Annotated in this window: 7 protein-coding genes, 1 pseudogene and 1 other annotated feature (1 of these 9 cut by a window edge); of the genes and pseudogenes, 2 read left to right on the top strand and 6 right to left on the bottom strand. The window is 36.3% G+C overall.

Annotated elements, in window-relative coordinates; translation table 11 throughout:
* Positions 1-228, top strand: a binding site (T-box leader); it begins 32 nt to the left of the window's first position.
* A gap of 235 nt (positions 229-463) precedes the next feature.
* Positions 464-1912 carry a polysaccharide deacetylase family protein gene (locus tag BKP57_RS04880; protein ID WP_072741081.1) on the top strand — a complete coding sequence of 483 codons (1449 nt, stop codon included), beginning with the start codon at positions 464-466 and terminating at the stop codon, positions 1910-1912.
* Between the two features lie 169 nt (positions 1913-2081).
* Positions 2082-2954 carry a metallophosphoesterase gene (locus BKP57_RS04875; RefSeq protein ID WP_232231327.1) on the top strand — a complete coding sequence of 291 codons (873 nt, stop codon included), beginning with the start codon at positions 2082-2084 and terminating at the stop codon, positions 2952-2954.
* A 523-nt stretch (positions 2955-3477) separates the two neighbouring features.
* Here BKP57_RS04875 and BKP57_RS21915 read toward each other — a convergent pair.
* From BKP57_RS21915 to BKP57_RS04850, 6 genes and pseudogenes are all read right to left on the bottom strand, one after another.
* Positions 3478-3633: a hypothetical protein gene (locus tag BKP57_RS21915; RefSeq protein WP_156875275.1), complete on the bottom strand. Its 156-nt coding sequence runs from the start codon at positions 3631-3633 to the stop codon at positions 3478-3480.
* Between the two features lie 214 nt (positions 3634-3847).
* Positions 3848-4405: pseudogene (locus BKP57_RS04870) on the bottom strand (isochorismatase family protein).
* A 676-nt stretch (positions 4406-5081) separates the two neighbouring features.
* Entirely contained in the window at positions 5082-6833 is a 1752-nt protein-coding gene (gene cydC, locus BKP57_RS04865) for a thiol reductant ABC exporter subunit CydC (protein ID WP_072741080.1), read from the bottom strand.
* Positions 6830-8554 (bottom strand): thiol reductant ABC exporter subunit CydD, encoded by a 1725-nt coding sequence (gene cydD, locus BKP57_RS04860; RefSeq protein ID WP_072742372.1) that lies wholly within the window; start codon positions 8552-8554, stop codon positions 6830-6832. The genes cydC and cydD overlap by 4 nt, the downstream gene beginning before the upstream one ends.
* Positions 8555-8565: 11 nt before the next feature.
* The gene (gene cydB / locus BKP57_RS04855; RefSeq protein WP_050350092.1) at positions 8566-9585 is read right to left on the bottom strand and encodes a cytochrome d ubiquinol oxidase subunit II; all 1020 of its coding nucleotides are present in this window, start codon (positions 9583-9585) and stop codon (positions 8566-8568) included.
* A complete protein-coding gene (locus BKP57_RS04850) occupies positions 9566-10969 on the bottom strand; it encodes a cytochrome ubiquinol oxidase subunit I (protein ID WP_050350093.1) in 1404 nt (467 codons plus the stop codon). Before BKP57_RS04850 ends, cydB begins: the two co-directional genes overlap by 20 nt.
* Between the last annotated feature and the right edge of the window lie 1082 nt (positions 10970-12051).

Raw genomic sequence — 12051 nt, 5'->3', positions numbered from 1 at the left:
GAAAGTATAGCAGAGAGCTCCGTTGCTGAAAAGGAGTATGCATTATTTTGTTGAATTAAGTCTCGGAGTATCACATTGGATTAAACATGATGGCGTGACAGGAGCTCCTGTTATTGAGCTAAAGTATAAGCAAAACCATTTTGCCGTACTTGAAGAGGTTTATATGGCGACATATAAATAAACTGGGGTGGCACCACGAATAGAGAATTTCTTAATCCCGTCCTCAAGGCTATAGTCTTGAGGGGGGATTTTTTTGCTACTGATAGTATTGCAAGAGAAAAAAGCTTTAAGGAGGTCCATTTATGCAAAGGAGGAGTCAGTTCTTTTAATCAATTTTTTGTAACATATACGTATTTTTTGAAACATCAGTGAAATATTAGTAATAAACTTGTAATGAAAAATATGGTTATGTATAATAAAAAATGTTCAACTACTTTTTTATTGATAGAAAGGAATAATTAAAGTGATTAAGCGAATTAAACTACCTGGATGGATTTTGCTGTTTTTATTAATTCTGTTAATTTGTACAGGAATTAATAGATTAATACCATTTCCTAATAAACTAGTAAATAAGAAAGATAATATAAAAGCTGAGAGAGTTGAAGAGAACGAAAGCAATAGTAAGTACCCAGATATTCAGCTAAAAACTCTTTCACAAGAAACAGATGCATATACTTATTCAATTAGTAAGCCAGAGACCAAAAGTAAAAAAATTAATTCTTCTATTAACAAATGGATAAAAAGTCAAAAAGAGTCATTCTTAAAAACCGTTAGCATAAATAAAAAAACAAAAGGAGTGGCTCATTTAAACATTCAACTAGAAACCAATCGTATTACGAAGGATTTTTATAGTTTAGTTTTTCGAACATACGCCATTCACGGAGATGCAAATGAACAGGAAATGGTAAAAGTTTTTAATTTTGATGTAAAAAAAGAACAATTTCTAACCATTAATGACATATTGCATCTTGATGAGAAAAACCTTGACAAAATAAAAGAAATTATCTGGGAAGAATTACAGGAGAATAAGGAATTGCAGCCATATATAAATAAAAGGCAAACATATGAATCGCTGCAAGAACTGGATGCTTGGCAATGGTCTATTGATCGAAGGGGTTTAACATTATACTGGGATGAGTATGCAATAACAGAAGGATTTGCTGAAACGGTTGAAGTCAACATTCCAATTAAAAAATTATATGTTTTTTTACAAGATCATATGGATTCTTATTTACAAATGTCGAAAGAGCAACAAGTAGAAAAGAAAAAAATCATTCAAGAAGAACATAGAAAAGAACTTACGAATGGAAAATATGTTGCATTGACATTCGATGATGGGCCAAGTCCACAAGGGACTCCAAAAATCTTGAAAACTTTGGAAGAATACGATGCAAAGGCAACCTTTTTCATGTTAGGAAGTCAAATAGATTATTACCCCGATCTTGCAAGAAAGGTGGTAGAAGAAGGACATGAAATTGGAAATCATACCAAAAGTCATCCTAATTTATCCAAAATGAGCGATGTTAACATAAAAAATGAGCTAGATTATACGAATGAAAAGATAAAAGAGGCGACTGGTGTTAGCCCGAGTCTTATTCGCCCACCTTATGGAATTTATAATGATAATGTGATAAAGTATGCAAAAGAAAACAATCAATCTATTATACTTTGGTCTGTTGATTCACTCGATTGGAAGAATAGGAATGGATCAGCTATCCAAAAAATTGTACAAAATGAAATAACTTCTGGAGCAATTGTACTTTTGCATGATATCCATTCCACAACAGCAGATGCATTACCAAAGCTGTTAAAAACATTAAAACAAGCAGGTTATCAATTTATCACCGTTTCACAGTTGCTTGATTGGAAAGGAAAAAATGGTGTATCTCTGTATTATGGAAGCACGAAATAAAAGCAAAACAGATGTTAATTGCAGTATAGGTTAGATGAAAGAAGCTGTGATTTTAACATGTTTTTAGTGCTTAAAGAATATGATTGAGTGAGAGAATTCTAACCAATCCGTTTTAATAAATCCAAGTAGCAGGTGGCAAGCGTAGCCCGTGAAGGAGGATGAAACATTCATGCCAAACCAACAAATGAAAGAAAATCAACTATCTAATAGACACAATATAACAAAGAAAAAGCTGCTGATTCCTTTTGCTATCCTTTTCATCCTTTCTCTATGTATTAAAGCATATATGGACACAAATACGTTTAAAGTGAATAAGCTTCCATTTTATAGTGATAAAATCCCTGATGATAAAGCAGTTAACATTTTACAGATCACTGATGTGCATAATAAAGTGTTTGGGAAAAGTAATGAAGAATTAATTCAAACGATCAAAGATTTAAATGCGGATATAATTGTTATTACAGGAGACTTAATAGATAGAAAGACTACCGAGTTTAACGATATGTTTGCGTTCGTTGAAAAGCTCACGTCTGTGCAGAAGCATGTTTACTTTGTTACGGGAAACCATGAATGGGATAATCCAAAAAAAGAGGAATTCTTAAACGGGCTTGAGGAACGACAGGTAACGATTTTAAACAATAAAAATAGACAATTAACGATGAATCAGGTTAGCTTAAATCTTGTTGGGATTGACGATAGCTCTACGAATCACGAGAACGTTACACAGGCTTTTGCTGGCGTGAATGACGAGTATTATACTGTATTACTTTCTCATTCACCTAACATCATAGAAAAAGAGAGCAGCCTACCTGCTGACTTGATTTTAAGTGGCCATACACATGGCGGACAAGTAAGACTTCCTTTTATTGGAGCCTTAGTAGCTCCCGATGAAGGTTTTTTCCCTACTTACGATAAAGGAACATATAATATAAACCAAAATCAATTTCTTTATATAGATAGTGGTCTAGGAACCAGCGTTGCACCTATACGTTTTTTAAATCAGAGCCAAATTAGTATGATTAGGGTTTCTAAAAGATATTAATACAAAGGCAGTTATTATACCCATTCGATGTTGGGAAAAGCATTATTGATCCATTTCTACATATAAGGCGCTTAAGTGTAAACAAGTTAAAAAGGAAAACAACATTAAAATTAAGCTCGCTACTATACCCTACTGTTCATACTGATCGTCATGAGGGATAAAAGCTAAAGCAGGTTCAAACGATGATATCAATATTATCTATTTTGCATCCTATTGTATTTTCCATTTCACCATTATGGCTGGAATATGTTTCATAAGATCTTTTAAACGTATTTGAAAGTATGTTTCTATATCTGCTTTAAGACGCTCTTCTAAGTTCATCCACTGTTTAGCTATATAGTTAACTCGAAATGATTTTCTAAGTCCTGCTATTTCCCCAAATAGAATTTAGCCTAGCTTTATTTTCAAGTGAGATTAAAGATAGAATTGCGCCGTCATCATATTCATCAAATTCAATGGAATTCCTGAATAATATGATACTTTTTAGTAGCTTGTACCCAATTGGATAAATGCTTATAACATTCTAGAATAGGAAACCCTTCTTCATTACAATATATTTATTATGGATGTAGATGGTAACCGTTGCAGAAACATCTAAAATAGCCGAAACACCTTTCCGCTGTTTAAAAGAAATACAATCTTTGTTACTAGTAAATGTATAGGTAAATATAATTTCCATCGGTCTCCTTTTTTATTTGTGTTGATATTGATGCCGTATATAAGGCGCTGTAAGACTCTCACTTCAGGAGTAGGATAATTTGTACTGCAACAAGTCTAAGTGGGAGATAACAGCACCTAAATTCCCTATTTCCTAAGTGGCATTTAGGTCATACCATGACGGTACTAACCATAAGTGGAGAGGGTTATTCCTCCCCGCTGATTGAAGATTCACTTTATCGATATAAATCATGCTGTGGTTGAAATAAGTCTTCTTCTGCATTTCTAACCATTGAAAAATGTTCTACATTGTAATGACCATGCAACGTTTCATTGTGATGGTTTATAATTTGTTTGGCACTTAAAACCTCACTATCAGTTGTAGAATGTCCATTGCCAACTAAAGTAACATCTAGTCCATTAATCGTAGCTGTTCGGACAGCACTATCTATACAGTGCTGCGTTTTACAACCCATGATAACTACATGGTGGATGTTTTGAGCTTTTAAGTATGGAAGCAGTCCTGTTCCATGGAAGGAATTTGTAGCCCCTTTATCAAAAAAAAGGCTATTTTTAGGCACATGAATTTGGTCATGTACTTCAAATCCTTGTCCACTGCCTTTAGCAACATCCAAGTCCCTGACAAAAACAGTTGAGACACTTAATTTGTTTGCTTTTTAAATGACTAAATTAATATTTTTAATCAACTCATGTTTATTATAGACAGCGCTTACTTCTTGGCTCCCATCGATTAGTTCCTTTTGAGCATCAATAATTAATAATATTTGCTGCAAATGAATTGCTACTTTTCTATGTGGGGCACATGACTATTCAGAAGTATTTACCCTCAAAGTTTCTTTGCCATATAATTAGTTTTTTCATACCATCTTCTCTAAATAAAGATTGTTCGTAAAAGGGGATTTGTATGAATTTTCCCACAAGAACATCTTATCATATTTTTCACTGTAATCTAATATAATTTCGGGCAAGGTTGACATTAATAAATAAATACAGTCATGGATTAGCAGCAAAGGAAAACATGGAGACTTTTCGAAAATGAACAACATATTTGCTTCGTGCGATGTTTTACTTTCGCAGCTTCCCCTATCCTGTGGGGATACGTAGCGTGAAAATCCAACACTTTTTTCAAGGAGTCTGAGCACGTGCCCCACGGAAGGCGTATGTTTTTTCAGTATCGGTAAAATTCATTTTCGTCTAGTTTTACTTTCATAGATTTTGGAGAAGGTCATTATTTCTTGAACAGAAACCAAACTTGATAAGTAGTAGGCGCAGCGTTCTTAAAATTGCCCCCTCATCTCCTAAAAAAAGCCGTGGAAAGGATAGACCCACGGCGTACCTGTTTCAATTATTCTTTTAATTATCGCTTTAAAGGACTCACGCACAGTAATCTTTGTTTGCCTATAAAAAACGATGAAATGTAGGTTAAGAAGAACAATAGCTATCAAGAACTTAAAGTTGAACCATTTTTCGAATCGATGGAGGTACGTCCAAATAATATAAATCTTGGTATCGCTGTGAAGTAGTTAACAATTCTTGGTGTGAGCCTTGCATCTCAATATACCCATCCTCTAAGAAAATAATTTCATCCATATGCTTAATGCCAGATAAATGGTGAGTGATCCAAATAACTGTTTTATCTTTCAATGTCGAGAAAATGGTTTTTAACAAATCTGCCTCTGTTTTAGGATCTAGGCCTACGGTTGGTTCATCAAGTATAACGACGGGGGTTCCTTTTAATAGAATTCTAGCTAAAGCCACCCGTTGTTGCTGACCGCCACTAAAGATTTGTCCCGATTCTTCCATCATTGTATTATACCCTTTGGGTAGGCTCTTGATATAATCATGAAGCTGAACTTTTTTAGCCGCTTCGACAATGTTCTGGTCGGTTGCCTGTTGATTGCCAAGGCGAAGATTATTAGCAATTGTCGTGTTAAATAAATGTGGTTGCTGATTTAAAATCGATACCATTTCAAATAGAGCATCACCATAAGCTGTTGCATCTGTTCCATTGAGAGTTACTGTTCCTTTTGTTGGGGCATAGGATCCACAAATAAGCTGGACAATACTTGATTTTCCTACTCCGCTTTTTCCTAATAAAGCGAGTCTTTTCCCTTGTGGTATTGCAATGGATACATCTTTTAAAACTTGTTTATCAAATCCAGGATATTGAAAAGCAACATGATCAAGCAGAATATCTACAGAACGAGGGACTGCTGATAAAGAAACGTTTTGCTGAGAAGTAGCTTTTCCAGCATCTGTTTCTTCCAGTGCTTCCAATCTGGAAATGGATTCGGTATACTCTGGAACTTGTTCTAATGCTTCAGAAACTGGTAAAAAAGCTTCAGCAATGGCTAGTGTAACGAGAACAAAGGCGGCAATTAATGTAACATGCATATTTCCTTCAGCAACCATCGTACTTGACCAGTAAACCATAGAAATAACCATAGCGCCAATAATGAGTTGATTGGCGAAGTCTCGAAATCGTTGCTGGCTTTTAATGCGCCTTTCTACAATAGCTACAGATTGGTCTTTCATTGTATCTTGTTTCATAAAATCATTTGGTTTTCCAGCGATCATCCAATCTTTAATCCCAAGTAATCCATCTGTCAGTATATGATATTGATCATAACGACCGTTCTTTATTAAAGCGGTTCGTTTTCGGCTGGACCATAGTGAAAGAATAGGAATAAACACAACGATAAAAAATAGATACACTGCCATAAGTAAAGCAAAAACAATATCAAACCATCCTAGATAAGCAATAACAATACCATACATACCTAAAGCAGTAGCACTTGGTAAAATGGTTCGAATAAATAAATCTTGTAAATGGTCGATATCATCCGATAATACTCCTAGAATTCTGCCAGTTTGAAAGCGTGACTGAATAAAAGCTGCTTGCGGTTCTAGGGTTTGATAAAGGCGGCTACGCATATTCGCTAATATTCGAAGGATCGTGTTATGACTCGTTAAACGAGAAAGATAGTGAAATACTGCCCGGAAAATACCAAAAGCTCGGACGGACACAACGGGAATATAAACCATTAAAATATTCTCAGGTCTTAATGCGGATTTGGAAATTAAGTATCCAGATGTAAACATAAGCGCTGCGCCACAGGCTAGAGCCAATAAACCTATAAGAATGCTGGCTAATAACCCTTTATAATGCATTTTTACATATGGGATGATCCAAGTTCTCATTGTACTCCCTCCAATTGTGACAGAACGAGTTGATAATACTCTCCTCTGCGGAGCATTAATTCATGTGGTGTTCCTATTTCTACGACGACGCCATCTTTTAATACGATAATCCGGTCCATTTGTTCCATCCAATGGAGACGATGGGTTGCAAAAAAGACTAATTTATCTTTAAACAATGTAGTCATTGTCTGTTTCAATTCGTACTCTGTTTCAATATCTAAATGTGCAGTTGGCTCATCCAATAATAGGATTGGACGATTGCCAAGAAAGGCTCGTGCCAAGGCTACTCGTTGTTCTTGACCGCCACTAAGTGAGCGGGCGCCAGTACCAATTTCTTGCTCTATTCCATTAGGAAAGGAGTGGATCAAGTCGTCCAATTCCGCAGCTTTTGCCGCTTGCCATACCTCTTCATCAGAAGCATTTGGTTCGTAAAAACGAATATTCTCAGCGATTGACTGACTAAAAATATACGGATGCTGTGGGATATACGTAATTTGGCGTTGCCATGCTTCACTGTTTAAGGTGTTTAAAATTTGCTGATTAACTCGGAAGCTCCCTTGAGTTGGTGTTAAAAATCCGCCTAATATATCAATGAGAGTAGATTTTCCTGCACCGCTAGCACCAACAATACCAATTTTTTCAAAGCCATTTACTTGCAAGGAAACATCGATTAAAGCCTGCAGCCCGTTATCGTCATGGGAATGACTGACATAGGAGAGCTTTAGCTTACTATTGTTTGACCAGACAAGCGTATTTGCAATAATGGGATTACATTCCGGAGTGGGCTCTGCTAAAATCGTATCAATCGCTTTCGCCGCTTCCTGACCATTTAACGTCGCATGATAATCAGCTCCAACCTCTTTCAGCGGCAAGAAAAACTCAGGGGCTAAAATTAAGACGACTAACGCAACGTCTAATAATAGGTTTCCCTCAATAAGTCGTAGCCCTAAACCTACGGCAACAGAGGCTACCGATAACATAGTAAAAAAGTCAAGCGCAAAAGAAGAGAGAAATGCGATCCGTAATGTTCCAATGGTCGATTTTCGGTATTCATTACTCACTTTCTCAATCGTGTTTCCATGTGATTTGCTTTTACCTAGATATTTTAAGGTTTCCAAACCACGTAAAGAATCAATAAAATGATTGGATAATAGGTGATATGAATGCCATTGTCGTTCCATTTTCTTTTTCGCAGCTAACCCAAGGAGAATCATAAATACGATAATAATAGGTACCGTGAAAAATAAAATGACACTTGATAATTTATCCTGAAAAAAAACATAGATAAGCACCATTGGTGGAACGATGCAGGCTGCCACCATTTTAGGAATAATCAATTCTAAATACGTACGTAGCTGCGTTGCACCTTCCATCGCCAAATTTACTAATTTGGCAGTTCCTTGTTTATTAGTGTAGCTTGGGCCAAGCTCGAATAGCTTGGCCATTAGTTGTTTTCTTGTTTCAACACGGGTTTTTTCTGCAAACTGAAAGGTTACTTTTTTCTTAAGAGTACTCATCAGATATCTCATAGCAAATGCTAACAGAAAAAGAGCGCCTAATGTCCATGTTTTCTGAAATAATTCCCCACTAAATAAGCGAAATAACCATTCTGCTAACCATGTTGCTTGTAAAATAATCGCGATTGCTTCAACGATCGTAATGGCTACGACAATTCCCAGCGTTAGCTTTACACCTTTGTACGTCCATAAATGATTTTGCATCATCTTTTTCATTAGTATTCTAAATGCTCCTCTTCTTTAACACGTTTACGGAACACATAATAACTCCATATTTGATAACCAAGCACAAAAGGTATTAATGTTACAGCTACGATGGTCATGACTTTTAAAGAATATGGCCCTGAAGCAGCATTATGAATCGTTAAGTCGAACGCATGGTTAATACTGCTTACCATTACTCGTGGGAATAAACCGACGAATACGGATGTTACTGTTAGCGCAATCGTTAATCCAGTCATCGTAAATGCCCAGCCATCACGGCTTTTGAGTGCAAAACTTCTAGCAAAAATAACAGCTACCACGATCAGTGCGAAAATCGGGATTAATACAGCACCTCTTACTTCGAAAATATCTGTGTAGAAATAGGATGCCACTACAAACGCGACTAAAGCAATACCAACAGCATAGACCACTTTTTTTGCAGTTTCACGAGCTCTATTTTGCAAGTCCCCGGTTGTCTTCAAGGTGATAAAGAAGAGACCGTGCAAGAAACAAAGCAATGTAATCGCAATGGCGCCAATTAATGTATATGGCGTAATATAGTCAAATAAAGAAGCATAAATATTCATCTCACTATCAATTGGTAAGCCTGCCATCAATGCAGCAAACACCACTCCCCATAGAAATGGATTTAACAAACTGCTAACAAAGATCGTCCAATCCCAAGTGTCGCGCCATTTGGGATTATCTAGTTTACTTCTAAATTCAAATGCTACACCTCGTCCAATGAGCAGTAGCAGCATGATAACGAGCGGCATGTACAAACCACTGAATAAAGTGGCGTACCAATTTGGGAATGCAGCAAACATCGCTCCACCTGCTGTGATGAGCCAAACTTCATTTCCATCCCAAACTGGTCCAATAGTATTGATTAATACACGGCGCTCACCAGGTGTTTTGGCAACAAATCGCATCGCCATGCCAACACCAAAATCAAAGCCTTCTAAGAATAAAAATCCGACGAATAGGACAGCGATTAAAATAAACCACACCTCATTTAGCATAAGAACCATACCCTTCCTCTCCAAAAGGATCTGTTGTTAGCTTGACATCTTTTTCTTCTTCAACAGGGCCTTTTTTGATTACTCGAACGAATAAGTAAGCCATCACAATAGCAAGGATTAAATAGATCGCACTAAATGAGATTAGTGAGAAAAGAACTTGCCCAGCAGTTACGTTTGGGGACACAGCATCTTGTGTTTGCATATGGCCAAATACGACCCAAGGCTGTCTGCCGATTTCTGTCATAATCCAACCGGCGGTACTACCGATGAATGGTAGCGAAATAGCCCAAATCATGATTTTTAAATATTTGCTGCTTTGCTCCAGTTTTTTCCGTTTGGATAGATATGCTCCATAAAGTCCTAATAAAATCATAAGTCCACCAGTGAAAACCATAATTCGGAAACTCCAAAACGTTGTTTTTACCGGAGGAATATAATCTCCTTCTCCATACAGTTCTTCATATTTAGCTTGAATTGATTTCATCCCTTCTACACTTCCGCTAAATTCACTGTAGGAGAGGTAACTAAGAATGTATGGAATATTGACTTCAAATGAATTTTCCTGATTATCGGAATCAATATTTGCAAACAAAGTCCATGCCGCAGGATCACCGCTATCTTCCCATAATCCCTCTGCAGCAGCCATTTTCATGGGCTGTGTTTCAACTAGGAATTGGGACTGTGCGTGTCCAGTGAAGGCAATTCCAAAACCAGAAATAATAGCAACAATTAATGCGATGTTAAATGATTTTTTAAAGAAGGCAGTGTCTTGTTTTTTTAATAACTTCCATGCACTTACACCCGTGATTAAAAATGCTCCTGTGGCTAATGAGCCAAATACGGTATGTGGGAATTCGACCCATACTTGACCGCTCGTAATTAATGCAAGAAAATCATTCATTTCTGCCCGACCATTATTAATTTCAAAACCTACTGGGTACTGCATAAACGAGTTAGCGACTAATATCCAAAAAGCAGAAATAATCGTTCCAATAGATACGAGCCAAATACACATTAAATGTACTTTCTTCGATAGACGCTTCCAACCAAAAATCCACAATCCAATAAAGGTGGATTCCATAAAGAAAGCGAGCAGTGCTTCCACAGCAAGTGGAGCTCCAAAGACGTCCCCAACAAAGCGAGAGTAGTTCGACCAATTCATCCCGAATTGGAATTCCTGTAAAATACCAGTAACGACTCCAACGGCAAAGTTAATGAGAAATAAATGTCCCCAAAACTTCGCCATTTTTTTGTACTGTTCTTTACCTTTTACAACATATAATGTCTCCATGAGTGCAATTAAAAAGACGAGACCAATTGATAAAGGCACAAAAATAAAGTGAAAAATGGTGGTTGATGCGAATTGAATTCGCGATAACGTAATAACGTCCATAAGTTTCTCCTTCCTCCCATTCTATGTGGGGTATAACTTTTTCAACAAGTTTCATAAAAGATAGGTGAGTAAAACATGTTTGTTGTTGGCATGTTCAAATGACTGAAGGTAGTAAGTTTAGGTGCTTTTACTGTCTACAAAAAAGCTTGTTCGGTACTGAACAAAATTAATTCTAAGTAATTTCATAGGTTTTGCCTATGTATAATCTTTTGTCTACTAAAGATTGAAATTTTGTGCGATGAGGTGTAGCAGTCAAATATATTTATTTACGCTACAATGCTACAAAACTCCAGCCGGTAAAATTAGAACCATCTTTTATAAAGGAATAAAAGTAGAAGTATCAGCTATTTATTTATTGAGACTAGCTTAAATGGATAGATGAATGATGATTTCGTACTCCCCATGCTCTCACATTGATGCTTTTAGTAAGAAAAAAGAACAACTCTCTGACAGATTTAGCTCCTTTCTACTATGACATTTGAACCTCCTGCTTATACTATACAATTAAATACAAGTCTGTAGCGGTTTAAATCTTGAAATTTTTGTAACGTACTTTCGACAAATTTGTTAATAATTGTATTGTGTATTGTGATTGTTATGTTTTGTAGAGTTATTATGTATAGGGGAAGCGTTTTAAAAGTGAATTTTATCACAAATAGCCTGTGGATAGGGTCAAGAAAGGGAGGGGAAGTACAAGCAATGGTAATTTGGCAAAGTTATGCACATTAACAATCGTTCTTAAATGCTGTACGTGATCATGAAACAGATTTAGTTTATCGCGTATATAAGATGCTGTAAGACTCTCACTTCAGGAGGTGGATAAATCTATACGGCAATAAATCTAAGTAGGAGCTAACAGCACCTAGATGTCCTATTTCGTAAGATGCTTTTAGGTCATACCATTACGGTACTAACAAGCAGTGGGATTCATTGAAAACCCCTTCTGACTAAAAGTTCGCTTTATTAGTGAAAATATCTATATTATGATGAGGAAGTGTGTACTTTGCCTCTGAATTTCACTTTTAGAGATATAATGAGTTATAACTTGAAAAATGAATCCTTTCAGTGAGCATTCTTTTGAC

The organism is Virgibacillus sp. 6R, assembly GCF_001895305.1.
GTDB lineage: Bacteria > Bacillota > Bacilli > Bacillales > Amphibacillaceae > Virgibacillus > Virgibacillus pantothenticus.
Note: the sequence above shows the minus strand (reverse complement) of the source record. Positions and strands in the feature narration are given on the sequence as shown.

Coding starts and splice junctions, on each gene's coding strand:
- cydB (WP_050350092.1), bottom strand. CDS start 9,585: ATGGTTCTTATGCTAAATGAGGTGTGGTTTATTTTAATCGCTGTCCTA.
- BKP57_RS04875 (WP_232231327.1), top strand. CDS start 2,082: ATGCCAAACCAACAAATGAAAGAAAATCAACTATCTAATAGACACAAT.
- cydC (WP_072741080.1), bottom strand. CDS start 6,833: ATGAGAACTTGGATCATCCCATATGTAAAAATGCATTATAAAGGGTTA.
- BKP57_RS21915 (WP_156875275.1), bottom strand. CDS start 3,633: ATGGAAATTATATTTACCTATACATTTACTAGTAACAAAGATTGTATT.
- cydD (WP_072742372.1), bottom strand. CDS start 8,554: ATGCAAAATCATTTATGGACGTACAAAGGTGTAAAGCTAACGCTGGGA.
- BKP57_RS04850 (WP_050350093.1), bottom strand. CDS start 10,969: ATGGACGTTATTACGTTATCGCGAATTCAATTCGCATCAACCACCATT.